At 72.1% G+C, this 26,264-nt stretch carries 20 protein-coding genes and 1 pseudogene; 9 read left to right on the forward strand and 12 right to left on the reverse strand.

What is annotated here, in order from left to right; genetic code table 11:
• Nucleotides 1-13: 13 nt before the first annotated feature.
• On the reverse strand, nt 14-1,099 hold the full coding sequence (locus tag ACFYWM_RS27030) for a hypothetical protein (protein ID WP_389918700.1): 1,086 nt from the start codon (nt 1,097-1,099) through the stop codon (nt 14-16).
• A 137-nt stretch (nt 1,100-1,236) separates the two neighbouring features.
• Between ACFYWM_RS27030 and ACFYWM_RS27035 the strand changes: the two genes are divergently transcribed.
• From ACFYWM_RS27035 to ACFYWM_RS27045, 3 genes are all read left to right on the forward strand, one after another.
• The gene (locus ACFYWM_RS27035; protein WP_389918703.1) at nt 1,237-2,013 is read left to right on the forward strand and encodes an IclR family transcriptional regulator; all 777 of its coding nucleotides are present in this window, start codon (nt 1,237-1,239) and stop codon (nt 2,011-2,013) included.
• A 1-nt stretch (nt 2,014) separates the two neighbouring features.
• Complete coding sequence (locus tag ACFYWM_RS27040; RefSeq protein WP_389918706.1) at nt 2,015-2,800, forward strand: NAD-dependent epimerase/dehydratase family protein; 786 nt, start codon at nt 2,015-2,017, stop codon at nt 2,798-2,800.
• Between the two features lie 367 nt (nt 2,801-3,167).
• Nucleotides 3,168-4,403 (forward strand): ROK family protein, encoded by a 1,236-nt coding sequence (locus tag ACFYWM_RS27045; RefSeq protein WP_389918709.1) that lies wholly within the window; start codon nt 3,168-3,170, stop codon nt 4,401-4,403.
• A gap of 144 nt (nt 4,404-4,547) precedes the next feature.
• Here ACFYWM_RS27045 and ACFYWM_RS27050 read toward each other — a convergent pair whose 3' ends face one another.
• The 5 genes from ACFYWM_RS27050 to ACFYWM_RS27070 form a co-directional block, all read right to left on the reverse strand.
• Complete coding sequence (locus ACFYWM_RS27050; protein WP_389918712.1) at nt 4,548-5,162, reverse strand: nucleotidyltransferase domain-containing protein; 615 nt, start codon at nt 5,160-5,162, stop codon at nt 4,548-4,550.
• A gap of 43 nt (nt 5,163-5,205) precedes the next feature.
• The gene (locus ACFYWM_RS27055; protein WP_389918715.1) at nt 5,206-7,575 is read right to left on the reverse strand and encodes a prolyl oligopeptidase family serine peptidase; all 2,370 of its coding nucleotides are present in this window, start codon (nt 7,573-7,575) and stop codon (nt 5,206-5,208) included.
• Entirely contained in the window at nt 7,575-9,362 is a 1,788-nt protein-coding gene (locus ACFYWM_RS27060; protein WP_389918718.1) for an N-acetylglutaminylglutamine amidotransferase, read from the reverse strand. Before ACFYWM_RS27060 ends, ACFYWM_RS27055 begins: the two co-directional genes overlap by 1 nt.
• Before the next feature lie 173 nt (nt 9,363-9,535).
• Nucleotides 9,536-12,073: a glutamate--cysteine ligase gene (locus ACFYWM_RS27065; RefSeq protein ID WP_389918722.1), complete on the reverse strand. Its 2,538-nt coding sequence runs from the start codon at nt 12,071-12,073 to the stop codon at nt 9,536-9,538.
• A 378-nt stretch (nt 12,074-12,451) separates the two neighbouring features.
• Nucleotides 12,452-13,036 carry a hypothetical protein gene (locus tag ACFYWM_RS27070; protein ID WP_389918725.1) on the reverse strand — a complete coding sequence of 195 codons (585 nt, stop codon included), beginning with the start codon at nt 13,034-13,036 and terminating at the stop codon, nt 12,452-12,454.
• A 294-nt stretch (nt 13,037-13,330) separates the two neighbouring features.
• Here ACFYWM_RS27070 and ACFYWM_RS27075 point away from each other — a divergent pair, with 294 nt between their 5' ends.
• A complete protein-coding gene (locus ACFYWM_RS27075; protein ID WP_389918728.1) occupies nt 13,331-13,954 on the forward strand; it encodes a class I SAM-dependent methyltransferase in 624 nt (207 codons plus the stop codon).
• A 335-nt stretch (nt 13,955-14,289) separates the two neighbouring features.
• Here the strand turns inward: ACFYWM_RS27075 and ACFYWM_RS27080 are convergent, their stop codons facing one another.
• Together ACFYWM_RS27080 and ACFYWM_RS27085 are read right to left on the reverse strand one after the other, a co-directional pair.
• Nucleotides 14,290-14,751: a cupin domain-containing protein gene (locus tag ACFYWM_RS27080; RefSeq protein WP_389918731.1), complete on the reverse strand. Its 462-nt coding sequence runs from the start codon at nt 14,749-14,751 to the stop codon at nt 14,290-14,292.
• Nucleotides 14,752-14,887: 136 nt separating this feature from the next.
• Nucleotides 14,888-15,136 (reverse strand): annotated as a pseudogene (locus tag ACFYWM_RS27085) (flavin reductase family protein); the annotation flags it as partial.
• On the opposite strand from ACFYWM_RS27085, the gene ACFYWM_RS27090 reads away from it, so the two are divergent.
• A complete protein-coding gene (locus ACFYWM_RS27090) occupies nt 15,044-15,424 on the forward strand; it encodes an IclR family transcriptional regulator C-terminal domain-containing protein (protein ID WP_389918891.1) in 381 nt (126 codons plus the stop codon). The pseudogene ACFYWM_RS27085 and the gene ACFYWM_RS27090 overlap by 93 nt on opposite strands.
• Here ACFYWM_RS27090 and ACFYWM_RS27095 read toward each other — a convergent pair.
• Nucleotides 15,400-17,142, reverse strand: coding sequence for a CocE/NonD family hydrolase (locus tag ACFYWM_RS27095; RefSeq protein ID WP_389918734.1), 1,743 nt, complete (start codon nt 17,140-17,142; stop codon nt 15,400-15,402). The genes ACFYWM_RS27090 and ACFYWM_RS27095 overlap by 25 nt on opposite strands.
• Before the next feature lie 106 nt (nt 17,143-17,248).
• On the opposite strand from ACFYWM_RS27095, the gene ACFYWM_RS27100 reads away from it, so the two are divergent.
• On the forward strand, nt 17,249-17,911 hold the full coding sequence (locus ACFYWM_RS27100; RefSeq protein WP_389918737.1) for a TetR family transcriptional regulator: 663 nt from the start codon (nt 17,249-17,251) through the stop codon (nt 17,909-17,911).
• Between the two features lie 184 nt (nt 17,912-18,095).
• Here the strand turns inward: ACFYWM_RS27100 and ACFYWM_RS27105 are convergent, their stop codons facing one another.
• Nucleotides 18,096-19,061 carry a Ca2+-dependent phosphoinositide-specific phospholipase C gene (locus ACFYWM_RS27105; protein WP_389918740.1) on the reverse strand — a complete coding sequence of 322 codons (966 nt, stop codon included), beginning with the start codon at nt 19,059-19,061 and terminating at the stop codon, nt 18,096-18,098.
• A 203-nt stretch (nt 19,062-19,264) separates the two neighbouring features.
• On the opposite strand from ACFYWM_RS27105, the gene ACFYWM_RS27110 reads away from it, so the two are divergent.
• Entirely contained in the window at nt 19,265-20,320 is a 1,056-nt protein-coding gene (locus tag ACFYWM_RS27110; protein WP_389918743.1) for an LLM class flavin-dependent oxidoreductase, read from the forward strand.
• Nucleotides 20,321-20,416: 96 nt separating this feature from the next.
• The gene (locus tag ACFYWM_RS27115) at nt 20,417-21,379 is read left to right on the forward strand and encodes an endonuclease/exonuclease/phosphatase family protein (RefSeq protein ID WP_389918746.1); all 963 of its coding nucleotides are present in this window, start codon (nt 20,417-20,419) and stop codon (nt 21,377-21,379) included.
• 15 nt (nt 21,380-21,394) lie between these two features.
• Here the strand turns inward: ACFYWM_RS27115 and ACFYWM_RS27120 are convergent, their stop codons facing one another.
• Both ACFYWM_RS27120 and ACFYWM_RS27125 read right to left on the reverse strand, forming a co-directional pair.
• Nucleotides 21,395-22,654 carry an MFS transporter gene (locus ACFYWM_RS27120; protein WP_389918749.1) on the reverse strand — a complete coding sequence of 420 codons (1,260 nt, stop codon included), beginning with the start codon at nt 22,652-22,654 and terminating at the stop codon, nt 21,395-21,397.
• A 360-nt stretch (nt 22,655-23,014) separates the two neighbouring features.
• On the reverse strand, nt 23,015-24,013 hold the full coding sequence (locus tag ACFYWM_RS27125) for a UTRA domain-containing protein (RefSeq protein ID WP_389918752.1): 999 nt from the start codon (nt 24,011-24,013) through the stop codon (nt 23,015-23,017).
• Between the two features lie 388 nt (nt 24,014-24,401).
• Between ACFYWM_RS27125 and ACFYWM_RS27130 the strand changes: the two genes are divergently transcribed.
• Complete coding sequence (locus ACFYWM_RS27130) at nt 24,402-26,264, forward strand: ABC transporter ATP-binding protein (protein WP_389918755.1); 1,863 nt, start codon at nt 24,402-24,404, stop codon at nt 26,262-26,264.

A 26,264-nucleotide genomic window follows, 5' to 3' on the forward strand; every position in this document is an offset into this window, starting at 1 on the left:
CGGCGGCCCCGGATCAGAGGGAGCGCAGGGCGTCGGCGATCGCGGCCAGACGCGACCGGGAGGCCAGGCCCGCGTGGTAGACGTGGATCTCGTCGGCTCCGGCCGAGCGGTAGGCGGTCAGGGTCTCCGGAGTCAGGCCGGCGGGCGGGAGGGCGAGGACGGACGCGCCGACGCGGGTGCCCGGGGCGGCCAGGGCGCGAAGCCGCCGGAGGCGGTCGGTGCCGGAGGCGGGGTCGTCCCAGCAGCCGGCGACGAGGACGTCGGCGTCCGGGGCCGCGGTGACCTGGCTGAAGGCGCTCGCGGCCCAGGCGTCGGGGCTGGCGTGCAGGGTGACCGGCAGGCCGGCCGCCTCCGGCCGCAACGCGCGCCGCAGTTCCCTGCCGAGGCCGCCGCGCAGGTCCTGGACGACGGGCGCGAGGTCGCCGAGGGCGGCCTCGACCGACGGGGAGGCCGTGTCGACTCCGGCCCGGACCCGCTCGCGGGTTCCCGCCGGGTAGCGCGGGGCGCAGACCGCGCAGAAGCACAGGGACAGGAGGTCGAGCTGGGCCGCGGTCCAGTCGGCCCCGTCGGTCTTCTCGTGCGTGCCGGCGTGGCGGACGCCGAGCGGGCCGCAGGCCTCGAGGACGAACCCGTCCGGGGCGCCGAGTTCGGCGATCTCCCGGACCAGGGTCCGGCAGTAGTCGACGACGTCGGGATGGGACGGGCACAGGGCGTAGGGGTAACGGTCGCCGAAGGCGTTCCGGACGGCCAGGGACGGGTGGGCGGTTCCGAGGTGGGAGTTGTGGGTGAGGATCGTCCAGGCGTGGACGGCGAGCCCCACCGCGCGCAGCGCGTCCGCGGCCTGGACGAACGCGTCGGGAGCCGTCCAGGTGGGGGCGGCAGGGACGAGCCTGCCCCAGGAGCCCGTACGGACGGGGACGTACAGGGCGGGCCGGGCCTCGACGAGCCGGTGGGCGGGATGGAAGGGAGTGGCCGCCCGCACCGAGTGGTACGAGGCGGCCAGCGCCACCGTGTCCGCGCCGAGCCGGGCGAGGCGTTCGGGGGCGGCGGGATCCCCGACGACGTCCCAGGGATAGGCGTAGATCACTTTTGTGGTCACCGACGGGGCCTCACGTATCCACCACTCCATTCACATATGTGAACCCTGGCCTAGGTTGTGAACAGCGTGTCGCAACTGTAAAAATCACTCACAACGCTGTCAACGGATCCGGCAGCCGAGCCGGTGGGGGGTGCGGGTTGTCGGCAGGTGAGAATCCGCCGGAAAGACGTCCCGTCAAATCAGCCGACCGGACGATCGAGTTGCTAGAGGCACTGGCCCGTGCCGACCGGCCGGTCACGCTCACCGAGCTCCAACGGGATCTCGGCTACCCGAAGTCGAGTCTCCACATGCTGCTGCGGACCCTGATCGGCAGGGGCTGGGTGGAGACCGACCGGCACGGCGTGACGTACTCCGTCGGCGTGCGGGCCCTGCTGGTCGGCACCTCCTACCTGGACCGCGATCCCGTCGTCCGGGCGGCGGCGGTGGTGCTCGAGCAGGTCCGCGCCGAGATCAACGAGACCGTCCACCTGGCCCGCCTCGACGGGTCCGACGTGGTGTACCTCGCCAGCCGCGAATCCCTGCACCACCTGCGGTTCACCTCCCGTGTGGGCCGCAGGCAGCCCGCCTGGGCGACCGCGCTGGGCCGCGCGGTCCTGTCCGGGCGCGACGACGGTGAGAGACACATCCCCGACGTCCTCGCACCGCTGACCAAGCACACCGTGACCAGCCGTCAGGACCTGCTGCGGGAGCTGGAGGACGCCCGGCTGCGCGGCTACGCGGACGAGAGGGAGCAGAACACCCCCGGCCTGGGCTGCGTCGCGGTGCCGCTCCCCCACGCCTCGCCGGTGACCGACGCGATCAGCGCGTCCGTCCCGCTGGTCCGGCTCGACGAGGCGCACCACGCGCGGATCGTGACGGTGCTCGGCGAAGCGGCCCGCCAGATCGGCCGGCTCTTCCGGCAGGAGGCGATCTGACGTGCGAATCCTTCTCACCGGCGCGGCCGGCGCGGTGGCGACCGCGCTCCGGCCGCGGCTCGCCCGGCCCGGCCGGGTGCTGCGGCTCGCCGACGTCGTCCCGATCGCGGACCGTCAGGCCGGCGAGGAGACGATCCTCGCCGACCTGACCGACGAGAGCGCGACGGCCGCGGCGATGGACGGCGTCGACGCGGTCGTCCACCTGGGCGGGCTGAGCCGCGAACATCCGTGGGAGGACATCCTGCGTGTCAACGTCCACGGCACGCAGGTGCTCCTGGAGGCGGCCCGCCGGGAGAACGTCCGGCAGGTAGTGCTCGTCGGCAGCCACCACGCGGCCGGGTTCCACCCCCGCCCGTACGCCCCCGACGGCCTCTCCCCCAGGCCGGACACCTACTACGGCTTCAGCAAGGCGGCGATGGAGGCGCTCGGCAGTCTCTACCACGACCGGTTCTCGATGAACGTCGTGGTGATCCGGCTGGGCTCGTGCGCCGAGCGGCCCCGCGACCTCCGGGCACTGTCGACCTGGCTGTCGTACGACGACTGCGCCCGGCTGGTCGAGGCGTCCCTCACCGCCCGGGGCTTCCACCTCGTGTGGGGGGTCTCGGCGAACACCCGCCGCTGGTGGTCGCTCGACGCGGCTCGCGCTCTCGGGTACGCCCCGCGGGACGACGCCGAGGTCCACGCCCCTCGGCTGCTGGCCGAGTCCGGCGAGCCCGACCTCACCGATCCGGTCCAGAACCTGGTGGGAGGCGTGTTCTGCGAACGTGAACTCGGCGTCTTCTGGTGACCCCCGGCCCTCCCTTCCCGGTGACGCCCGCCCCTCCCCGCGGACTTCCCGTCGCGGGCTTCGCCCAGGGTCGCGGGGAGACGGTGAACGCCCGTGGAGGAGCGGTGGGCCCTGTCGTTCGCACCGGGCACGCACCGGTGAGACGGGAACTCCCGCAAGGGAGAACGCCGCCCCGGCAGCACGGCGGCTCGCCGGTTCTCACAGCCAGACACCGGGAACCGGCGAACGGAAATACTCTCGACGGCCACCGGCCGGTGTTCCCTCGGTGTGACAGGATCGGTTCCAGTGCCGCCGGTCGGCGTGGCCGCCCGTCCCCGCCGCCGCGGCGCGCAACGATGGCAAGCCCCGAGTCGTCAGGATCCTCACGATGCTGAAAGCCGGTCGGTCCCAGGAGGAGATCCGCCAGCGCAACCTTGGCGCTCTGCTCCGGCACGTGCACCTGGGCGGCCCGCTCTCCCGTACGGAACTCGCCGACCGGATGGGCCTGAACCGCAGCACGATCATGGGACTGACCGGGGAGCTCACCTCGGCGGGCCTGGTGCGTGAGGAGCTTCCCGGGGACACCGGCAGGGCGGGCCGTCCCTCGCTGGTGGTCCGGCCGGAGTCCGACCGGGTCTACGCGATGGCCTTCGACGTCCGGGTGGACCGGCTGGTCGCCGCCAGGGTCGGGCTGGGCGGGGCGGTCCTGGACCGCAGGGAGGCGGTCAGGCGGCGCGCCGGGGCCGACCTCGACGACGTGGTCGGGACCCTCGCCGGATTCGCCCGGCAGATGCATCGCGAGGCGCCCCGGGACGCTGTGTGCGTCGGGGTCGGCGCGGCCTACTGCGGCATGATCCGGCCCGGTGACGGGATGGTGCGCTTCGGCCCGAACATGGGCTGGGTGGACCAGGCCTTCGGCACCGAGCTCGGCCACCGGCTGGGGCTCGGGCTGCCGGTGGCGGTGGGCAACGAGGCCCACCTGGGCGCGCTGGCCGAGCACGAGCGCGGGGTGGGCGTCGGCTTCCAGAACCTGGTCTACCTGCACGGGGACGTCGGCGTGGGCGGCGGGATCATCGTCGGCGGCAAGCTGCTCGACGGCGACGGCGGGTACGGCTGCGAGCTCGGGCACATGATGGTGAACCCGTACAACGGGCGGCCCTGCGGCTGCGGCTCGCGCGGCTGCCTGGAGGCGGAGGTCGGCGAGCAGGCCCTGATCGACGCCGCCGGCCGCTCCTCCGAGCTGTCAGGGCGCGAGGGCGTGCGGGCCGTGGTGGACGCCGCCGGACGCGGGGACGTCGCGGCCGTGGAGGCGCTGCGCCGGATCGGCGACTGGCTCGGCATCGGGGTGGCGAACCTGATCAACCTGTTCAACCCCGGCCTGGTGATCTTCGGCGGGATGCTGCGCGAGGTCTACCAGGGCTCGGCGGCCCAGGTCCACAGCCGGGTCGAGGCCAATGTGCTGGTGATCTCCCGGGAGAGGGTGCGGCTGCGCACCTCGGCCCTCGGCGACGACGCCACCCTGACCGGCGCGGCCGAACTCGCCTTCGCCGACGTGCTGGCCAACCCCCTGGAGGTGCTCGCCCACGGCCTCGGCCGGGCCGGGACCCACCCTACTTCCCGGTGAACGAGCGGCCCGCGTCGGCACGTGACCCTTTTCCTTCCCGGCCCGCCTTCCCGGCACAGCCAGGCGATCCGGCCCGCCTTCCCGGCACAGCCAGGCGATCCGGCCGTCCCGCCCTTTCCCCGCGTTCCCTCCCGGTGATCGCCTTCACTCCGGGGGGCGGAGGCGTTCGCGCCAGGGGTGGGTGCCGTGCTCGGTGGCCAGGGCCTCGTCCAGCCAGGCCCTCCGCGCCCCGTCCAGCCGGGGCAGGACCTCGGTGAAGTCGCGCTCGTCCTTGGGGCGCCGCCCCTTGGCCTTGTACAGGAGCTGGATCTCCGGCGCGATCCGCGAGAAGCCGTCCTCGGCGACCGTGAACGACGCCAGCGAGCGGCGGATCCTCGAATCTCGCCGGTAGACCCAGTCGTCACCGTCGGCCTCGTCGAGCATCAGCTGGATCCGCCAGGGCCCTTCCGGATCCTCGCGGACCCAGATGTCGTGGACGCCTGCGGGAAGGATCTCGCCCTGTGGCCACGGGCGCAGCGTGCCCGGCGGGTCGGCGGCCCAGCAGTCCCATCCCGCGAGCAGCCCGCGCGCCGCGGCCTGGTCGCGGCGGAGGAGGCCCACGTCGATGTCGCCGTGCTCGCGGTAGGCGTGGCCGACCTCCAGCTCGATCGCGTACCCCCCGCCGATCCACCAGGGTGTCCCCAGCCCCCGGAACAGCTCGACGACCTCGGCCGGCGAAGCCGGTTCCCACGGGCCCCACGGTGTTTCCGTACGCGGCATGTCGCCATTGTCACCGAGCCGAGCCGAGCGGGAAAGCGAGGCCTCACGCCGGGTCGGGGACCGACAGGTGCCATCTGAGCCATTCGACGACGTTCTTGACGAAGGTCACCCGGTTGGCGATCTGCCGGATCTCGTGTCCCTCGTCCTCGAACAGCAGGAGCTCGCAGGGCACCTCGCGGGCCCGCGCGGCCTGAAGCACCTGCTCGGCCTCGTACAGGGGGACGTTGGTGTCGCGGGCGCCGTGCACGACCAGCAGCGGGGCGGCGAGCCGGTCGAAGGAGTGCAGGGGCGACAGGGCCCGCAGCAGGTCGCGGTCGGCGACGGGGTGGCCGTACTCGCTGACGGCCGCCGCGGCGATCCACGGCTCGGTCCGCTCGTAGAAGGTCTCGAAGTCGGCCATGCCGCAGACGTCGACCCCGGCGCGGAAGAGGCGCGGGTGGGTGACGAGGGCGGCCAGCGTCATGTAGCCGCCGTACGAGCGTCCCATGCAGGCGATCCTGGCCGGGTCGGCGATGCCCGCCCGCGCCAGCTCCAGGGCGCAGTCGGCGACGTCGTTGATCGCGTCGAAGCGGAGGGCGTGGTTGTCGGCGTTGCGGAAGGCCCGCCCGAACCCCGACGAGCCGCGGATGTTGGCCGCGAGCACCCCGATCCCGGCGGCGAGCAGGTTCTGGAACAGCGGGTTGAAGGTTGGCCTCTCCTGGCTCTCGGGACCGCCGTGCAGGTAGACGACGAAGGGCGCCGGGCCGCGGGCGCCGGGGACCCGGTAGAGCCAGCCGGTCAGCTCCATGCCGTCGCCCGCCTGGAAGCGCGCCAGCTCCGCGCCGGCCGCGCCGGGGATCGGCCCCGAGCCCGCGATCCGCCGGTAGCCGCCGGTAGCCAGGTCGCAGAGCAGCACGTGGGAGGGGTGGCCGGGCGCCTCGGCCGCCAGGACGGCCAGGCTGCCGTCCAGGGACACCCTGATCGAGGACACCACCTCGGCGGGCAGGGGCGGGAGCGGGCGCGTCCGGCCGGTGGCCGTCTCGACCACCTCCAGCTCCGAGCGGCCGGAGTCGTTCCACACCAGGACGGCGAGACGGCCGTCGGCGCTCAGCGCGAACTGGTCCAGCTCGGCGCCGGAACGCTCGGCCAGCACGGTCGCCGCCCCGTCCTCGCCCACCGCGATCAGCGCGGCCCGGTCGCGGCCGACGTCGGACAGCAGGTAGGCGGTCGTCCCGTCGGGAGAGAGGATCCCGTAGTCGGTGGTGCCGGTCAGCCCGGCCAGCAGCGGCCGTTCCGCGTGACCCGGCAGGTCGCCCGCGGCCTCGTCGGGAAGGCTCGCGGGCAGGCCCGGCGGGACGTCGGAGAGATCGCCCGCGGGAAGGTCGAAGCGGATCCCGGCGGGAGCGTCGGCGGGGAGGCCGGGCGGGATGTCATGGGTGTCGCCGGGCGGGAGATCGAAGCGGACCACGACGGGAAGGTCGGCGGGGAGGTTGACGGGAAAGTCGGCTGGAAGGTTGGCGGGGAGCCCGCCGTGCGGCTCCGGGGCGAGATCTCCGGGGTGCGACAGGCCCGGGGCGAGGGCGCCGGGATGGGAGAAGTCGGTCGCCAGGCCGTCCGGATGGGAGAGGCCGGGAGCGGGAGGGTGACCCGCGGGGTCGCCGGGCAGGGCCGGGAGATCGGCCACGTACATCCGGCGCACGCCGCGCGGGCCGCGGCGCAGCAGCATCCGCCGGTGGTCGCGGCTGACCGCGGCCGGGTGCAGGAGCGCCCCGCCCGCGATGACCTCCCGGCTTCCCGAGGCCGCGTCGATCAGCACCGCCTCCGTACGGCCCGACGAGGAGACCTCCGCGACCAGGAGGGTCTCCCCCTGGCCGGTCCAGCGCACGAACGACGCCGATCCGCCCTCGGGCGCGGCCAGCGGGCGCAGGTCGCCGCCGTCAGGCCGCACCGTCCAGACCTGCGTGTGCTCCCCGCCGCCCGGTACGACGAGGACGGCCAGCCTCCGGGCGTCGGGGGACCAGCTCACGTCGGCGACGGGCTCGGGGCCCGTGTCGACCGGCCAGGCCTCGGGTTCCTCCCCCCGGGAAGCCTGCGGGCTCTCCCCCGGACGCCACGCCTGCGACTCCTCCCCCTGAGAAGCCTGCGGGCTTTCCCCCCGAAGGGCCTGCGGGGCCTTCCCAGGGCGCCACGCCCGCGACTCCTCCTCCGGGCGCCTCGCCGCCGGCTTCCCCTGAGGAGCCTGCGGGCTCTCCTCCGGGCGCCATGCCTCCAGTTCCGCGCCGAGGGGCTGGATCCAGACGCGCGGCGAGCCGTCCCGGTCGCCGACGAAGGCGACGGCGCTCAGGTCGGGCGCCAGCGCGGGCGCCCGGCAGCTCCAGGCGGTCAGGCCCGTGCCCATCGAGGGACGGGAACGGGCGCCGAGAATTTCGGTCATCAAACTCCTTGTGCCTGCAACCACAGCTCCAGGAGTCCGAGTTGCCACAACGCGTTCGCACCCAGGGTAGTGCGATGCTCGTCCGGTGCCGCGAGCAGCTTGTCGACGTAGGCCCGGTCGAACAGGCCCCGTGACCTGGCCGCCTGCCCGCTCAGCGCGTCCCTGACGAGCTCCAGGAACGGGCCGTGGATGTGCTTGATCGCCGGGACCGGGAAGTACCCCTTGGGCCGGTCGATGATCTCGGCGGGCAGCAGCTTGCGGGCGGCGCCCTTCAGGACGCCCTTGCCGCCGGAGGCGAGCTTGAGCTCGGGCGGGCAGGCCGCCGCCAGCTCGACCAGTTCGTGGTCGAGGAACGGGGTCCTGGCCTCCAGCCCGAAGGCCATGGTCATGTTGTCCACGCGCTTGACCGGGTCGTCGACGAGCATGACGCCCGTGTCCAGGCGCAGCGCCGCGTCGAGCGCGGTGTCGGCGCCGGGCCGCGCGAGGTGGCGCCGGACGAAGTCGCCGCTGACGTCCTCGTCCGGCATGTACTCCGGCGAAAGGATCGCGCCCAGCGTCCCGTGCGAGCGGTCGAAGAACTCCTTTTCGTACACGGCGGCGGCGTCCTCGCGCGGCACGCCGGCCAGCGGCGGGTACCAGCTGTACCCGGCGAACACCTCGTCGGCGCCCTGCCCGGACTGGACGACCTTGACGCGCTTGGAGACCTCCTCCGACAGCAGGTAGAAGGCGACGCAGTCGTGGCTGACCATCGGCTCGCTCATGGCCCGCACCGCGCGTTCCAGGGCGGGCAGCAGGCGGGTGTCGTCGATGGGGATGCGCTGATGATCGGTGCCGAACTCCCCGGCGACCAGGTCGGAGTAGGCGAACTCGTCCCCCCGCTCCCCGCCCGCCGAGGAGAACCCGATGCTGAAGGTCGACAGGCCCCGCTGCCCCTCCTCGGCCAGCAGCGCGACGATCAGGCTGGAGTCCAGGCCGCCGGAGAGCAGCACGCCCACGGGCACGTCCGCGACCATGCGCCTGCGCACGGCCGCCCGCAGCCGGTCGAGCACGACCTCGACCCACTCGTCCGGGGTGAGCCCGGCGTACTCGGGCAGGGCCGAGCGGGTGTGGGAGGGCTGCCAGTAGAGGTGGTCGGCGACGGTCCCGTCGGGCTCGACGGTGCGCACGGTGGCCGGGGGAAGCTTGCGCACCCCGGCCAGGACGGTGCGCTCGGCGGGCACCACCGAGTGGAAGGTCATGTAGTGGTGCAGGGCCACCCGGTCGATGCCGGTGTCCACCCCTCCCCCGGCGAGCAGCGCGGGCAGCGAGGAGGCGAAGCGCAGCCGCGCGGCGTCCTGGGTGACGTAGAGCGGCTTGATCCCCAGCCGGTCGCGGCCGAGTGTGAGCCTGCCGGTGTCGCGCTCGGTGACCGCGAAGGCGAACATGCCCTTGAAGCGGTCGACGCAGCCGTTCCCCCAGCGGTGGAAGGACTTGACCAGCACCTCGGTGTCGGAGGTGGAGAAGAAGCGGTAGCCCAGGCCCTCCAGTTCCCCGCGCAGCTCGCGGTAGTTGTACAGGCACCCGTTGAAGACGCCCGTCAGGCCGAGGTCGCTGTCCACCATCGGCTGGGCGCCCCGGTCCGACAGGTCGATGATCCTCAGGCGCCGGTGGCCGAGGGCGACCGGCCCCAGCGACCACAGGCCCGTCCCGTCCGGTCCCCTGTCGTGCATCACGTCGTTCATCCGGGCCACGGCGGCGACGTCCGCCGGGCGGCCGTCGAACCGGAGCTCACCGCTCAGACCACACATCGAAACCCCCCGGTGACCGGCTCGGGCCGGAGCCCTTCGCCCGGATCACACGTCTCGCGCGTCTCACACATCGAATCCTCCGGTGACCGGCTCGGGCCTGGGTCCCTCGCCCGGATCACACGTCTCGCGCGTCCCGCGCGTCGAACCTCTCACCGACCGCCCCACGCCCGGCCTCACCGTCCGGGCCGCGCGTCGGAGGTCCCCTTCAACAGCCAGGTGTCCTTGGAACCGCCTCCCTGGGAGGAGTTGACGATCATGCTTCCGGCCGGGGCGACGCGGGTCAGCGCCGTCGACGGCACCGTCGCCGTCTCGCCGAAGCAGACGAAGGCCCGCAGGTCGACCACGCGCGGGCTCAGCCGGTCCCCGTCGATGGTCGGGTGCGTCGACAGCCGGATCGTCTCCTGGGCGACCCAGCCCTCGGGCGCGGCGAGGATCGTCTTCCTGACCTCCTCGAGCTCCTCGGGCGAGGCGTCGGGGCCGACGACCACGCCCTGCCCGCCGAAGCCGTCCACCGGCTTGACGACCAGCTCGGGCAGCCGGTCGAGCACCTGCTCGCGGTCTCCGGCGTCGCGGCACAGGTAGGTGGTGACGTTGTCGATGAGGGGCCGCTCGCCCAGGTAGTACTCGATGAGGCGCGGCACGTACCGGTACAGGCACTTGTCGTCGGCGACGCCGTTGCCCGGCGCGTTGGCCAGGACGAGCGCGGACCGCTCGACGGCGTCCATGATCTCCAGCCCGAGGTGGCCCTCGAGCAGGTCGCTCTCGTCGATCCTGCGGTAGAGCACCTCGATCCTGCGCCCGTCGATCTCCAGGTTGCCGTTCCTGAAGGACAGGTCGGACGGCAGGGCCAGGGTCACCCCCAGCTCCTCGGCGAGCATCCTGTGCTCGTAGTAGGCGGAGTCCCGGGGCCCCGAGGAGACCACGGCGAGGGCCGACGGATCGCCGGAGCCCGCCGCGAGCAGGGCCTCCCGCAGCGTCCGCAGTCCCTCCGCCGGGTCGGCGACCTCGGCTCCGGGGGCGAGTTCCGGCATCAGCTCGTTGATCAGCCGCCTGTTGGTCACGGCGTACCCGAGGCCCGAGGGCACCCTCAGGTTGTCCTCCAGCACCGCCCAGCGGCCGACGTTGTCGCGGACCAGGTCAAGCCCGGCCACGGCGCAGCGCACGACGTCCTGCGGCACCCGGCGGCCGAACCTGCGGTAACCGGGGGACTCGTCGACCACCCACGCGGGGATCGTGCCGTCCCTGATGATCTCGCGCCCGTCGTAGACGTCGTGCAGGAACGCCTCCAGCGCGCGCACCCGCTGCGGCAGGGCCCGCTGGATCTCGGCCCACTCACCGGCCTGGACCAGCCGGGGGACCATGTCGAACGGGTAGATGCGGCTCTCGTCACCGTCCCCCACCTGGAAGGTCATGCCGTTGTCGCGCTGGTAGGCGTCGCGCCTCTCCTCCCGGTCGCGCAGCCCTTCGGCGCCCAGGCGGTCGAGGACCCGCAGCACCGGCTGGTAGGACTCGCGCACCGTGCCCTCGATGATCGCCTCGTCGCCGGGGGCCTCGTAGCCGTCGAGGAGGTTGGTGTGCATCCTCGGCATCGGGCCGCCGAAGGCGGTCTCCCACTCCTCCGAGCGCGTCTCGGCGATGACGAGGTCGACCACGTCCGACAGCCGGCCGCTGCGGGCGTAGGCCTCGCGCTGGCGGGCCGAGGAGCTTCCCCGCGCCAGCGACTCCCTGGCCAGGGACGTGACGAGCTCCCAGTCGCCGCACTGCTCCAGCTGCGGGCGCAGGCCGTTGATCATCCGCCGGATCACCTCTCCGGCCGGTGCCGGGGTGCCCTCGACCGGGTCGACGAGGTCGCCCTCCAGCCCGGAGCGCGACGCCCGCCAGGAGGCCGCGCGGACCATCTCCAGCCGGACCGTGCGCTCGGGGCCGCTCTGCGCCGCCTCCAGCTCCCTGGCCACCAGTGCCCTGAACAGCCCGGCGATCAGCACGATGTCGCCCACGCGGGGGCAGGCGTCGCACACCCGCAGCTCGATGGTCGGCAGGTGCGCCGAGGGCCGGATGTCGAAGTAGATCATTCCGGGGTCGGTGATCACCCCGGAGGCGACAAGGTCGTGCACCACCTGGTCGTACTCGGCGGCCGACTCGAACCTGGGCACCGGACCGGCGGTGGGCCAGCGCTGCCACAGCAGCGGGCGGTAGCTGGCGTACCCGGTGTCGGATCCCAGCCAGTACGGCGAGCTGGAGCTCAGGGCGAGCAGCGGGGGGATCCAGGGGGCCAGGCGGTGGGCGACGGCCACCGCCAGGTCGCGGTCCTCGACGTCGGCGTGGAACTGCGTCCCGCAGATCAGCTGCTCGCGGGTGAGCAGCTGGTAGTCGGCGAGCATCTGCTCGTAGCGGGGATCCGGGGAGATCTTCAGCGCCTCCAGATCCACCAGCGGCACGCTGCCCGCCGCCACGATTCCCAGGCCGAGACCGTCCGCCGCCTGGATCACCGTGCGGCGCAGCGCGGTCAGGTCGTGCCCGAGGTCCTCCAGATGCATGAAGGGCCTGCTGTTGGCCTCGACCACCGAACGCTGCAGCTCGTGCGTGAAACGCTCCGCGGGCAGCTGCTCCAGCAGGACACCGGCCCGTGGTACGAGGTGCCGGGTGTCGACATCGACGACGTGGAACTCCTCTTCGACACCGACCGCGATCGGCCCCGCAAGACCCGCCATTTCATCACTCCTGAAGTACGCCGGTTCATGGGGTTTTTTATTCTTTGCCCGAAAAAAGGGGTTCCGCACTTCACGGGCCACTTTGGGAGAAAGTGAGGTCGTGCGGTCGCTCCCTGATGCCGGGGCAGACCCGCTTCCCATCCGGCGTGCGGACTCACCTTTCCCGCCGGAGATCTTCTGACAAGTCCTGAAACGGGACACCGACGACCGCCGGGACGGGCTCCCCTTCGAAGAGACTCCTCACCGAGGGCGGAACGCGGCCCGCCATGTCCGGCCCATAAACGGACGGTCGGCCTCACACCCGGCTCGGCGGCCGGGGCGGGACCTCGGCGGGTGACGCCTCACGCCCGCCGCGATGACCGAGGCGTACGCGGACGGTTATCCGGCCGGAGACTCGTCACGCCCCGGCGGCCCGGCGTCCGGCCGCTCCCGCGCCGGGAAAGCCTCGGACTGGCCGGACGGGCCGGAGGAACTGGACGGTTCAAGCGGGTCAAGCGGGTCAAGCGGGTCCGGCGAGCCCGACGGGCCGGGGAGCGGCCCGGCCTCGTCCGGGCGTGACTCGATCATGCGTCGCGGCCGGGACGCGTCCTCCGGAGGCGGCCCGAACGTGTCGGGAAAGGCGTTGATCCCGAGCGTCTCCGGACGATCGCCCGACGGATCGGGCGGGTCGAGGAGCTGCCGCACGGGCGGGCTGTCGAGGAACGTGGAGACCGCGTCGACCACTCCCTCCCCCAGAGGACGGAACGCGTCGACCACGGCCTGGGCGGGCGGGCCGAGGCGGGTGCCGACCTCCTGGAGGAGATCTTCCAGCACCTGCGGCAGCGGCGGCACCGGCAGGCCGAACTGGGGCTTCGGTCGTGCCTTCTCCGGCGGCGTCCAGCGCATCGAGTCGTCGCTCATGGCGAGCCATTCGTCGACGGCGCCGTCGATGGAGTCGAGCACGTGATCGGAATCGTCTGGCATGGCGGCTCCCCTCATGACCGGGATCCGATAAGACGACGGTACCTCGCCCCGCCTCTCCCGGGCAGGGGCGGGTGGGAACCGCCACCGGTGTCGTTCCCCGGCCACCGGGCCGGGCGGCCGTACATTGGTGGTACGGCGGCTGTACGGGAGCTGTACGGCGGCCGTACGGCGACGGAGCCCGATCATCAAAGCCCGTTAAACTGGCATAACCCCCTCAACTGGGGGAATAAGCTGTCGATGCTCTCTCAAACTCGTCCTGCCGGTAGTGACACGCTCACATTCCTCGGCGCGATCATGCGTAATCCCCATCAGCTGGGGGCGATCGCTCCCAGCTCGAAGGCCGTCGCCCGCCTGGTGGCCTCGATCGTTCCCACGACCCCCGGCGCCGTGGTCGTCGAACTCGGCGCCGGCGGCGGAGTGATCAGCGACGCGATCCGCGACCGGCTGCCCCCGGGCGGGCGGCAGCTCGCCGTGGAGGTCAACGAGGGCATGGTCGACCACCTGCGGCGCAGCAGGCCCTGGCTTGAGGTGATCCCCGGCGACGCGGGCGACCTCGGCAAGCTGCTGCGCGAGGCCGGCCTGTCGCACGCGGACGCGATCGTCTCCTCTCTCCCCTGGACCCTGTTCGAGGACGCCCAGCAGAAGCGCATCCTCGACGAGATCGCGGCCTCGCTCGCCCCCGGTGGCGCCTTCAGCACCATCACGACGCTGACCGTGATGCCGTTCCGGCGCTTCCGGCACTTTCGCGGTCTCATGAGCAGCACGTTCGCCACCGTCGACACCCTGGGCCCGATCTGGCGCAACGTACCGCCCGCACTGGTGTACGCCGGGGTCGTGGCGCACGACCGGCTGCCCGGCGAGGCGGCCGACGGCTGGACGGCCGACGGGCGACCGGCCGGGGACACCGGCGGCGAATAAGGCGAGCGAGGCAAGTAAGGCAAGTGAGGCGAGCGAAAGGCCCGCCGGGGACTCACCCGGCGGGCGGACGAGCGAAGAGCGCCGACCCGGCGGGCCGGGTCGGCGGAAGGCGGGCGAGGGCCTCGCGATAACCGCGAGGCCCGGCCGCCACCGTGAAGCCGGGCCGTCACCGTGAAGCCGGGCCGTCACCGTGAAGCCGGGCCGTCACCGTGAAGCCGGGCCGTCACCATGAAGTCCGGTCGTCACCGCGAAGCCCCGCCGCCACCGTGAAGCCGGGTCATCGTCACAAGGCCGCCGTCAACCGTGAGACCTGCCGTCACCGCGAGGCCCGGTCGTCACCGTGAGGTCAGGACCGGCCCCGTCCACGTGAGGTCGTCCAGGTTGACCACGATGGCGTCCTGGGTGCTGCGGGCGATGACCACGATCGCCTCCAGGTCGGGGTCGGGGTTCTCCTCCCTGTGCGGGACGAAGGGCGGCACGAAGATGTAGTCGCCCGGTTCGGTGTCGATGCGCACCTCGACGGGCTCCTCCCCCTCGATGTCGGCGAAGACGAACGAGGGGTTGCCGCTGACGACGTAGATGGCGGTCTCGGAGTCTCCGTGGTGGTGGTTCGCCGAGGCGGTGGCGGGCGCAACATGGGTCTGCCCCATCCACAGGCGGCTGGAGCCGACGGTGGCGCCGCTGATGGCCGCCCGGCGGCGCATGCCACCGGTCTGGGCGGTCTCGGCGGTGAGACCGCCGGGCGCGATGTGGTGCAGGCGGCGGTGGAACGGGTCTTCGGGAAGGACGATCGGCATCAGTCACTCCTGGTTCGGTCGGAAGGGTGCGGCGCGAGCGCCCCGAAACTCCCGTCGTGGTACAGCGGCGGGGGTGGGCGGGATCGGTGTGCCCCTCCACGACCCGGCCGACGACCAGCCGGTGGTCTCCCGCGATGAACCGCTCCTGGGGGCGGCAGAGCAGCCACGCGGCGGTCCCGTACAGCAGCGGCTCCCCTCCCGGGAGGGATTCCCAGCGGTCCCGGTCGGCGAACCTGTCGGCGCCCTTCGTGGCGAACGGCTCCGCCACGTCCCGCTGGTCCCCGGCGAGGATGTGGACCACGAACCCGTCCGCGTCGCGGATCGCGGGCCAGCTCGACGAGCCGACCGAGATGCCGAACGACAGCAGCGGCGGGTCGAGCGACATCAAGGCTTCGCCCGCTACACCGACACCACGATCACCACCCGCGCCGGGCTGGAGACCGAGCTCGACCGCATCCGCGCCCGGGGTACGGCCGTCAACTTCGAGGAACGCGTCCCCGGCGTGCGGGCCGTGGCCGTCCCGGTCCACGACGGCCACGGCAACGTGCTGGCCGCGCTGGCCATCCAGGGCCCGGCCGTACGGCCGAAGGGTGGTCAGGGGACGCCCCGGGGGCCGGGCCGTCGGGATCGACTCCAGGACATCGACGCTCACACCATCTGGACGGGTAGCTGAAGGTAGGAGGCACGCGATCCGCCGGTGTGGATGACGTGCTGTCCGCTGTTGTGCGGGATGTAGTCACGGACTCCGGGCATCATCGGGCCGAACAGGTTCTGGGCGCTGACGATGAGCCGGAGCTGCTGGCCGGGGCGGAAGGCCAGGCCGAGCGGGGAGAGCTCGACCTCGATCTCCGCGACCTGGCCCGGCCGCAGCTTCTCGACCCGGTCGAAGGTGTGGTTCGGGATGTCGTCACTCGACAGCGTCTGGTCCAGGTGCCGCATCGACACGCGCAGGCGGCCGTCGGCTCCCTTGTAGCGCAGGATCGTCGAGCCTCGTTCGGTGAGGTCCTGCATCATGGCGCCCTGGTTGGGGACGGTGAACTCCTGCAGTGGCGTCCCGTGGGCGTCCAGCTTCTGGACGAAGACGAACAGGTCCATGTCGTCGGCGCCCTTCGCCTCGACCCAGAGCCGTGCTTTGGGATAGCCGACCAGCACGGTCTCCTCGTCGAAGCGGACGGTGAAGGACACCAGGCCCGGGTTGGCCTGCGCGTTGTAGGCCACCGTCACCTCGTCCGCGGGTGCTTGCGCCCGCAGGGTACGTGAGCGGCCGTCGAGGTAGTACTTGGTGGAGGTGACCCCCTGCGGCGGGAACCGGTCGGCGGGCTCGTTGACCCGGGCGTCGCCTTCGAGGTCGAGTACGGCATAGCGAACACGCGGGGTCTGCTCCCAGCCGTTGTCCTGGCCCTTCAGGAAGTGGTCGAAGAAGCGGCGCAGATCCTCCCTGTTGGCCTCGTCGTAGTAGTCGGGCCACTCCTGGCCGTTGTGGATGCGCAGCCACTTGTCCTGCGAGGCCATCCGTCGCCAGGCACGGAAGGTGCCCACCGTGTGCAGGGTGTTGGAGTAGCTGGCCACTACGTAGGCCGGCACGGTGATCCGGTCGAAGCGCGGGATCTTGTTCGCCCACAGGTCGTTCATCAGCGGGTAGCGCTCAACCTCGGCGAGGATGTCTTCTTTGCGGCCCTTGCCCAAAAACGACCCTTCCTGGAGTAGTTCGGCGAAGCCGGTGTCGGGCATGCCGCCGCGCAGCACCAGGTCGCGGTAGGTGTCGCTGACGCCTTCCCAGGGGTTGATCGCGGCCAGGTGCGAAGGCTGCTCGGCCGCGGTGAACCACTGCGAGGCGGCCAGATACGACGTGCCGCTCATCGCGACCTTGCCGTTGCACCAGTCCTGGACGCCCAGCCACTCGATCAGGTCGTGGCAGTCGCGGCCTTCCTGGCGATCCCACAGGACGCTGTCGCCCTCGGAGTTGGCGGTCCCACGAGCGTCCGGATGACAGATCGCGTACCCCTGGGCGCACCAGTAGGCCGGGTCGGGTCCCTCGAACTTCTCCAGGCCCGACACGATGGCGTTGTCGAGGCCGACCAGCCCGAACACGCCCATCGCGCTGCGGGAGCCGCCCTGGCCCTTGCCGTACGGGCTCCATGCCACGATGACCGGCACCTTCTCGCTGCCGACCGGCCGGAACACATCGACGTAGATGGTCACGCCATCGCGCAGGGTGACCGCGATGTCCTTGTCGAGCACGACGTCGACGGGCAGGGCTTTGAACGGCGGCGCAATCCGAAAGCCCGCCGGCAAGGTGCGAGTGCCGGGCGCGAAGTCACTCAGCACGCCGTACCTGTCGCCCGGCTCCAGCGGGCGTGATGGCACGAACATCATCTCTGACCTGGACATACGGAGTCCTTCCCGAGCTGTTTTCATCGTTTCGCTCACCGTAGGCGCCAAACCGGAATATATCAACAGCTGTTTATATCTGGCGGGTGTCGGATAGGATCCCGATGTGTCCTCCGCTGATGCTTCTGCACACCTCGACCGGCCGCGGCGAGGCCGAAGGCCGGGTTCCAACGCCACGCGGCAAGCGGTCCTGGCAGCCGCCCGCGCCCGATTCGCCCGAGACGGCTACACCGGTACGACGATCCGGGAGATCGCCGCGGACGCCGGCGTTGACGCTTCCCTGGTGATGCAGTTCTTCCGTTCCAAGGACCAGTTGTTCGCCGCGGTGATGTCGATCACCCCGGCCGCCCTTGCCCGCTTCGCGGGCGCGTTCAGTGGGCCAGAAGACCGGATCGGGGAGCGCGTGACCCGGGCGTTCCTTCAAATATGGGACGGCGACTCGAGCGATTCGGAGCCGCTGCTGGCCATGCTTCGTGGCGCGATCACGAATGAGCAGGCAGCGTCGCAGCTGAGCGAGTTCATCCAGGCGCGCCTGCTGACCGAGGTGCGGCCAGACCTGCACGACGATCCGGCGACTCGGATCCGGGTGGGGCTGGCCTCCTCGATGCTCGTCGGCGTGATCGTCGGACGGCGGCTGGTGCGGGTGCCGACACTCGTCGACGTGGACCCCGAAGCGCTCGTCGAGCTCATCACTCCAGCTGTGCAAGCCGTCCTGGCCGGCGCCCCCAAGACCGCGTCGCCGGCCGAGGAGTCACTGCCCCCCGCATGAGCGGGCGCCCTCTGCCAAGGCGGCGCCCAGCGCCGGACCGGGCCATCCTCGAACGGGGCCGGCACGCGACTCCTCGGCGACGATGGGGGGCTCAGGGAACCGTGGGGTTGTTCCTTTGTCTCGCAGGCGTCACCCTGGTGTCCATCATGCTCCGGCTCCACCACTCCGAATTGTCAGACAGGCCTTAGCAGGTGGCGCGGTCGTGCGGGCCCTGCCAGCCGGGGACGGTACGCCAGTCGCTGGAGACGACGGTCGCGCCCAGGCAGCCGAGCTGCCGGGTCCGGTCGAGGGCCTGCTGCGGGGTCGGGTTGTAGGTGTCCAGGGCGGGGGCGACGCCGTGGGCGCCGGTGACGGTGGTGAAGTAGTCGCCGTAGAACGCCCGCGCCGCCGCCGACAGCCCGGCGAAGCTCGTCGCGGCGCCGTCGAAGACCACGAACCAGGGACGCAGCGACTCCTCGTAGCTCTGGCGCGGGTCGCCGGCGCCGTACGCCCCCTGGGGAACCGGGAACACCTGCGCGTCCGCGGGGTGGTCGCGCAGGTGGCGGGCGTACTCCAGCTCGGTGGGCAGGCTGTCGTTCTCGACGGTGCCCCTGATGACGTAGACCAGGATCTTGCCGCGCGTGTCGGACGGCCAGGCACCGGCCCTGGCCGCCGCGTCGGGGGTGGGGTGGCCGCCCCGGAGCGTGGACGGCGTGATCATCGCCCCGGCGAACCGGTCGCGCAGGACGGTGTCGAGCTCGTCGGGCCCCTTGCCCCTGTTGTCGTGGAACCCGTCCTTCATCTCCAGCTTGACGACGAGAAGCTCGTGGGCGGGGTTGGCCTCGTGCCACGCCTTGATGTTGTCCAGGCAGCGGTTGAACGGCTGGTTGCGGGAGGAGTCGCGCAGCTCTCCGACGGTCGCGCCCTGCTCGCAGTTGTTGTCGTTGCCGAACGGGTTGGAGTGGCTCACGGTCCACTGGCCGAAGAAGGTCCACAGGTCGATCTCGATCATCCGGTTACCGGCGTCGAGCGCGTCGATCAGGTAGGGGTAGGCCGCTTTCTCGTAGGCGTTGTGGACGCCGCCGAAGGTGTGGCCGGTCAGGGTGGAGGCGCTCGCGTGGGCGGGGGCGCCGGTGATCGGGACGACCATGGACGCGACCAGCGCGGCCACGAGGGCGAGACGAGTGGATAAGCGGGTGAGGGGACGGGCGGGGAAACGCAAAGCGGCCTCCGGAGGGGGGTGGGGAAGCGTGCCCGTGGGCTGTGCGGTTTTCAAGTTTCATGACAAATCGTGACTCAGACTTGTCATCCAAGCAAGATCGATATCGAACGGCAGGCAGAAATAAACCCCCGCTTCACCTGGTTGCCGCCTACATGGCTGATGACGACATCCGCGGGACGGTCCGCGGCTCTTCCGAGGTGCCCCTGTCGATCCTGGAACTGGCGACCGTCGGTTCCGGGGTGACGCCCACCGAGACCCTGGAGGCGAGCACCGAGCTGGCCAGGCGCGCGGAGGAGTGGGGATACCACCGGATCTGGGTCGCCGAGCACCACGGCATGCCGTCCGTGGCCAGTTCCTCGCCCGCCGTGCTGATCGCCCATCTGGCCGCCGCGACCAGGACCATCCGGCTGGGCTCCGGCGGCGTCATGCTGCCCAACCACGCCCCGCTGGTCATCGCCGAGCAGTTCGGCACCCTGCAGGCGCTGCACCCGGGCCGCATCGACCTCGGGCTCGGCCGGGCCCCGGGCACCGACCCCGCCACGGCGAGGGCGCTGCGCGGGCGGCACGGCCTGGACGCCGACGACTTCCCCGAGCAGCTGGCCGAGCTGACGGCCTTCCTGGACGGCGCGTTCCCGAAGGGCCACCCGCTGGAGCGGGTCGTCGCCGTGCCCCGGTCGGAGTCGGGCCGCCCGCCGATCTGGCTGCTCGGCTCCAGCGGCTTCAGCGCCCAGCTCGCCGGGATGCTCGGTCTGCCGTTCGCCTTCGCGCACCACTTCAGCGGGAACAACACCATCCCGGCCCTGGAGCTGTACCGGTCGTCCTTCGAGCCCTCCGCCGTCCTCGACCGGCCGTACGCGATGATCGGCGTCTCCGCGATCGCCGCCGACACCCCCGAGCGGGCGCTGAGCCTGGCCCGTTCCGGCGGGCTGTCCATGCTGCGGCTGCGGCGCGGGGCACCGCAGCCGATCCCCACGCCCGAGGAGGCCGAGAGCTACCCCTACAGCCCGATCGAGCGCGACTTCCTCGACGACTACCTGTCCAAGCTGGTGCTCGGGGACGCCCCCGGGGTGCGGCAGGGGCTGGAGGAGCTCCGCAAGCGCACCGAGGCCGACGAGTTGATGATCACCACGATGGTCCACGACCCGGCCGAGCGGATCCGCTCCTACGAGCTCGTCGCCCAGGCGTACGACCTCACCCGGGGTCACTGACCCCGCCCTCCACGTGATCGTCAGCGCGGCCGGCTGCGTGAATAAAAGCGCCAATCTCCACCGAATCTGCACAGAAGCCCGTTACGCTCCCGATGCATGATCAGATCGAGATGGGTGAGCCTGCTGGTCTGGCTGGCGGTGCTGCCGTTCGCGGCCTGGGCGGTGCTCAGGGCCGGCGGGTGGACCCCGGTCTGGCAGTGGGTCGCCCTGGTGGCGTTCACGCCGTACGTGGCGGCGGCCTCGGTGATCCCGATCCTCCTCGCCCTGGGGCTGCGCCGCTGGGCGGCCGCGGCCCTCGCCCTGGTCACGGGCGCGGTGCTCGCGACGGCCGTGCTCCCCCGCTACTTCGGCGACGGTCACCAGCCCGCGTCCGACGGGGGGCGGCTGCGGGTGCTCGCCGCGAACCTCGCCGTCGGCGCGGGCGACACCGACGTCCTGATGAGGCTCGTGCGCTCCCTCGACCCGGACGTGCTGGCCCTGCAGGAGGTCACCCCGGCCGCCCGCGACCGCCTGGAGGCGGCCGGGTTGCGCGAGCGCATGCCCCACGTCGTGGACCGCGCGGTCGACGGGGTGCACGGCTCGGGCGTCTACTCCAGGCATCCCATCACCGAGAAACCGCTGATCGCGCTGGGCAGGTTCCGGCAGGCCCGAGGGGTGATCAAGCACCCGAGCGGCCACGAGATCGAGGTCGTCTCGGTCCACCCCTGCGCGCCCCGGTACGGCGAGAAGATCCCCTGCTGGGACGAGGGACTGCGGGCGCTGCCCAGGGCGGGCGGGCAGCTGCGGGTGCTCGCGGGTGACTTCAACGCCACCCTCGACCACTGGCTGGTGCGCGACCTGCTCGACAGCGGCTACCGCGACGCGGCCGACGTCACCGGGCACGGCCTGACGCCCACCTGGCCGCAGCAGGGCTGGGAACCGGTCCCCGGGGTGACGATCGACCACGTGCTCGCCGACTCGCGCATGGCGATCAGGAGCTTCGGCGTCCACCGCCTCCCGGACACCGACCACCGCCCGGTCTTCGCCGAGCTGGGCCTGCCCCGCTTCACCAAGCGCTGACCCCCGCCCGGGACCTTACGGACCACCGGGTGAGGTCCGGGCGGTCGCGCGCCTTCGCGAGCGGGACCCGCCGAGGAACAGGACCAGGGCGAGGACGGCGTACGGCACCGCGAAGGCGGTGAAGATCTCGGCGTCGCCGGTCAGCGCCGAGGCCGCGGCGTAACCGCCGTACACGAGGAGGGCGGCCAGCTCGGTGCCCAGCCCGGCCAGCGAGGTCACGGTGGCGCGGGCCGGGCCCGTGATGCTCTCCTGCAGCCGTACGTCGGCCAGCACGGTCGCCAGCTGGAAGGCGCAGAAGGCCGCCGCGAGGGCGACGAACCCCGCCGCGACCCCGCTGAGCGCGCCCGCGCCGAGCGTCAGCGCCCCGAACGTGAGGAGCGCGGCGAACTTCCGGTCCGTGAGGCTCCGCCCGGCGCCCGCGAGCACGCCACCGGCCGCGATTCCCGCGGAGACCAGAAGCACCAGGAGCGGCACGACGTGCGTGGCGACGCCGGTGCCGATCGCGAGCAGCGGGGTGTACTCCTCCAGCGAGCCCCACACGGCCGTCACCGCCGGTACCAGCAGCAGCGCCCGGCGCGTCGGCCGGTCGGCGCGCGCCGCCCGCAGCCCCTCGCGCAGGATCGCGGCGTAGCCGCCCACCGGCTCCGCCTCGCCCTCCTGCTCCTGTACGGCTTCCTGCCCGGCGCGTGCGCGATGTTCGGGAAAGCCCAGCGCGGCCACCGCGGCGAGCACGCAGGCCAGGATGCTGCCGGCCGCGATCAGCGGGTAGCCGCCCAGGGTGAACACCGGTGTGGCCACCGCCATGGACACCACGACGGCGCCCGTGCCGATCGCGCGGGCGCGACCCATGACGGCGGCGTAGCGACCGGCCGCGCCCAGGCGGTCGAGTTCGGTGTATACCAGCGCCTCCAGGGCGCCCGACTGCAGCGCTCCACCGGCACCCCACAGGACGAAGCCCGCGGCGAACGCCCAGTAGGAGGGGGCCGCGACCCACAGGACGAAACCGACGGCGGCCGGCAGCGGCGCCAGGGCGAGCAGCGCCCGCCGCGAGACGGCGTCGGCCCACACCCCCGAGGGAACCTCCAGCGCGACGGAGGTGATCGACCAGATCGCCAGGAGCGAGGAGATCTCGGCGGTCGACAGACCCGTGTCGACGAACAACAACACGTAGAACGGATAGAACAGGACGAACTCATCTAGAAGGGTATAGACGTAGAGCGTCGCGGCCAAGCGCTTCGCACGCCGCTCGGGCGCACGGTGAAAAGAAGTGGTCATGAGGTCCTTCTCGCGGGAACTGTGCGGACTCGGGATGCTCGGCATCTCCGGAGGTCCACGGCAGCTCGCGCCGGACCGACCGATCGTTCAGGATCAATGTCGCCATGTCATGGGGCAGACACTACAGCCGCGCCGCCCGCCACGGCCTCCCCTTTTCTCCCGCGCGGGGAACGTCTCCCCGCGTGGGCGCGTCCCGGTGTCAGGTCGCCGCCGAGGCGGCTGACATCCCGACAGCGCGGATAGCTGCGGATGGCGCGGGCGGCCGGGCCCGTTCCACCTCCGACCGTTCCGTCTCCGACCGTTCCGTCTCCGACCGGCCCGCCTGCCTGCCGTGACCGGATCGGGCGGGCCGGGGGCCGGTCAGAACTCGTCGTGCCCGGAGACCTGGCCGATCGGGAAGACGTGCCTGTTCGCGGCGCAGATGGTCTCCAGGACGTGGACGGGCACGTCCACGTCCGAGTAGCCCGCGCGGAGGACCTGGACGACCCACTCCCCCGGTTCGAGCTCCAGGGTCTCGTACTCGAAGGATGTCGGCGGGCGGGCCGTCAGGTTCTCCTCGGCGTGGCCGAAGGTGTGACCGAGGGCGACCAGGGCCGACTGGAGTGACGGCCTGACGAACCCGGGCTCGGCGATGCGGGTGCCCCCGAACAGGTCCGCCCGGAAGTAGCTGGTGGCGATGCGCACCGGGATCCCGTTCGCCGTCATCATCTTCCGGCGGGCGATCACCTCGGCGCCGGGTTCGACGCGCAGGCAGGCGGCCACGTGATCACCGGCCGGCTCCGGGCCCACGTAGAGCATCCTGCGGTCCGGCGTGATGCCCTGCCTCTCCGCCTCGGCGAGGAACAGGGAGGCGGAGGCCCGCACGGCGGGATCGGTCGGCAACGCCCGCCGCACCAGAACCCTGGGCGCGCGAACCGCCGCCCCCCCGGCGTCACGGGCTGCGGGCTCCTCGAGAGCACGGTCACCGGACTCCTCCGAGGTGCGGACCTCGGGCTCATCGGGGACGTGGACCGCGGATTCCCCCGAGGCGCGGCCCCCGGACTCCTCGGGAGCACGGCCCTCAGACTCCTCCGAGGCGCGGCCCCCGGACTCCTCGGGAGCTCGGCCGCCGGATTCCTCGGGGACGCGGGCCGTCGGTCCCTTTCTCATCTGGGAGATGCGGCCGGGGGACACGCCCAGGCGCGTCCCTATGTCCTCCAGGCTCATCCCGGCGTCACGGGCCTCGGCGATCGCCTGGCGACGCATCTTCGCCGCCTCCGCGACGAGTCCCTGCTCGTCGGTGATGAGACGGCTCAGGACCCGTGCGCGCTCGACGGGGTCGCTCAGCGCGGAAACATCGCGCAACGTCTCCAGGTCCATCGGGGCCGCCTCCTCGCGCTCAACACCATCGGGGATTTTAGTCCCCCTATTCCGGTGCCCGACCAGCGCCCGTACCGGCCGGCCGGAAGGCCGCCCGGCGACGGTGGAGCCGCGAGCCGTTCGCCCGGGGAAGCGGCGGAAAAGGCGTGGTCAACGGTCACTCTGGCCCGGTGGTTACAGCATGGGGACCGTCAAATCAGTTGCCGACGCCGTACCCGGGTGCGGAAATTGAAGGGTCACCCGTGTCACGCGGGTGGTGGTGATCCGACGGGGCGCCCACCGGAGGCGGTGGCACGGGAGACCGGCTGAGAGGGATGGCGTTCCGGCCTGCCATGCCCCGGACGGCTCTCACCCGGTCAGAACACCGTGAGGAGCGTGCCGCCTGCCGATGCCCCCCGATACCGGAACCACCACAGCCAGCAAGGACAAGAACTCAGACGACAACGCAGACAACAATCCGCACACCGCCACCGCCACCGAGTCCCCGGCCTCGCGGCCCCTTCCCTCTCGCCGCGCCGGAGCGGGCTCCCTGTGGCGCCTGAAGTCCTACCTCCGCCCGTACGTCGGCCGCCTGGTCGTCATCTGGGTGGTGTCCTTCGCCGCGGTCGCGATCGGCATCGCCGTCCCGCTGATCGGCAAGGAGATCATCGACGGCCCCGTCGCCCGGGGCGACACCGGGGCCGTGCCTCCCCTCGCGCTGCTCGCCCTGGGACTGGGCGTGGTCGAGGCGCTGCTCACCTTCCTGAGGCGGTGGCTGCTCGCCGCCGCCGTCCTGGGCCTGGAGACCAGCATCCGCGACGACATCTACGCCCACCTGCAGCGGCTGCCGATGGGCTTCCACTCCTCCTGGCAGTCGGGCCAGCTGCTGTCGCGGGCGACGACCGACCTGTCGACGATCCGGCGCTTCCTCGGCTTCGGCCTGCTCTTCCTCGTCCTGACCAGCGTCCAGATCGCGACGGTGACCGGGCTGCTGCTCCACATGTACTGGCCGCTCGGGCTGCTGGTCGTCGCCTCGGCGGTGCCGATCATGGTCACCACCCTGCGCTTCGAGCGCACGTACATCACCATCTCCCGCCGGGTCCAGGACGAGCAGGGCGACCTCGCCACGGTCGTCGAGGAGTCGGCGGCGGGCATCCGTACGATCAAGGCGTTCGGCCGGGGCCGGTACGTCTCCGGGATCTTCGAGGAGGGAGCGCTGAAGGTCTACCGGACCTCGATGGAGAAGGTCCGGCTGTCGGCCAGGTTCTTCACCTTCCTCGAGGTGATCCCGAACATCACCCTCGCGCTCGTGCTGCTGCTCGGCGCCCTGGCGGTCGGCTCGGGCACGCTGACGCTGGGCACGCTGGTGGCCTTCGCCACCCTGATGCTGCAGCTGGTCTGGCCCATCTCCGCGCTCGGTTTCATCATGACGATGGGGCAGGAGGCGATGACCGCGGCGGACCGGGTGATGGAGGTGCTCGACACCGAACCGGGGATCGTCGGGGGCACCGGCGTGATCGAGCGACCCCGGGGGCACCTGCGCTTCGAGGGGGCGGGGTTCACCTTCCCCGGCGCCGGGGAGCCGGTGCTCCACGACGTCTGGCTGGAGGTGCGGCCGGGAGAGACGGTGGCGGTCGTGGGCGCGACGGGGTCGGGCAAGACCACGCTGACCTCCCTGGTCCCCCGCCTGTACGACGTCGGCGCCGGCCGGGTCACGATCGACGGGGTCGACGTCCGCGACCTGCCGCTGACCACGCTGCGCTCGACGGTCGCCACGGCCTTCGAGGAGCCGACGCTGTTCTCGATGAGCGTCAGGGAGAACCTCACGCTGGGACGGCACGACGCGAGCGAGGAGGAGATCGAGCAGGCGCTGCGGATCGCCCAGGCCGGGTTCGTCCACGCGCTGCCGTGGGGGCTGGAGACCAGGATCGGCGAGCAGGGCATGTCCCTGTCCGGCGGCCAGCGCCAGCGGCTCGCGCTGGCGCGCGCGGTTCTCAGCCGTCCCAGGATCCTCGTGCTGGACGACACGCTGTCGGCCCTGGACGTCGAGACCGAGGCCCTGGTGGAGGAGGCGCTGCGGCACGTGCTGCGCGAGGCCACCGGGATCGTCGTCGCCCACCGGGCCTCCACCGTGCTTCTCGCCGACAGGGTGGCCCTGCTGCTGGACGGCACGATCGCGCACGTCGGCGAGCACCACGAGCTCATGGCGAGCGTGCCCGAGTACCGCGCGCTGCTGTCGGCCGACCCGGACGCAGAGGAGGCACGGCTGTGA

Origin of the sequence: Streptosporangium sp. NPDC002721, assembly GCF_042888905.1 — a bacterium.
Taxonomy (GTDB): domain Bacteria; phylum Actinomycetota; class Actinomycetes; order Streptosporangiales; family Streptosporangiaceae; genus Streptosporangium.

Coding starts and splice junctions, on each gene's coding strand:
- ACFYWM_RS27055 (WP_389918715.1), bottom strand. CDS start 7,575: ATGACCGAAATTCTCGGCGCCCGTTCCCGTCCCTCGATGGGCACGGGC.
- ACFYWM_RS27060 (WP_389918718.1), bottom strand. CDS start 9,362: ATGTGTGGTCTGAGCGGTGAGCTCCGGTTCGACGGCCGCCCGGCGGAC.
- ACFYWM_RS27065 (WP_389918722.1), bottom strand. CDS start 12,073: ATGGCGGGTCTTGCGGGGCCGATCGCGGTCGGTGTCGAAGAGGAGTTC.
- ACFYWM_RS27115 (WP_389918746.1), top strand. CDS start 20,417: ATGATCAGATCGAGATGGGTGAGCCTGCTGGTCTGGCTGGCGGTGCTG.
- ACFYWM_RS27110 (WP_389918743.1), top strand. CDS start 19,265: ATGGCTGATGACGACATCCGCGGGACGGTCCGCGGCTCTTCCGAGGTG.
- ACFYWM_RS27045 (WP_389918709.1), top strand. CDS start 3,168: ATGCTGAAAGCCGGTCGGTCCCAGGAGGAGATCCGCCAGCGCAACCTT.
- ACFYWM_RS27095 (WP_389918734.1), bottom strand. CDS start 17,142: ATGTCCAGGTCAGAGATGATGTTCGTGCCATCACGCCCGCTGGAGCCG.
- ACFYWM_RS27080 (WP_389918731.1), bottom strand. CDS start 14,751: ATGCCGATCGTCCTTCCCGAAGACCCGTTCCACCGCCGCCTGCACCAC.
- ACFYWM_RS27070 (WP_389918725.1), bottom strand. CDS start 13,036: ATGCCAGACGATTCCGATCACGTGCTCGACTCCATCGACGGCGCCGTC.
- ACFYWM_RS27050 (WP_389918712.1), bottom strand. CDS start 5,162: ATGCCGCGTACGGAAACACCGTGGGGCCCGTGGGAACCGGCTTCGCCG.
- ACFYWM_RS27125 (WP_389918752.1), bottom strand. CDS start 24,013: ATGGACCTGGAGACGTTGCGCGATGTTTCCGCGCTGAGCGACCCCGTC.
- ACFYWM_RS27120 (WP_389918749.1), bottom strand. CDS start 22,654: ATGACCACTTCTTTTCACCGTGCGCCCGAGCGGCGTGCGAAGCGCTTG.
- ACFYWM_RS27075 (WP_389918728.1), top strand. CDS start 13,331: ATGCGTAATCCCCATCAGCTGGGGGCGATCGCTCCCAGCTCGAAGGCC.
- ACFYWM_RS27130 (WP_389918755.1), top strand. CDS start 24,402: ATGCCCCCCGATACCGGAACCACCACAGCCAGCAAGGACAAGAACTCA.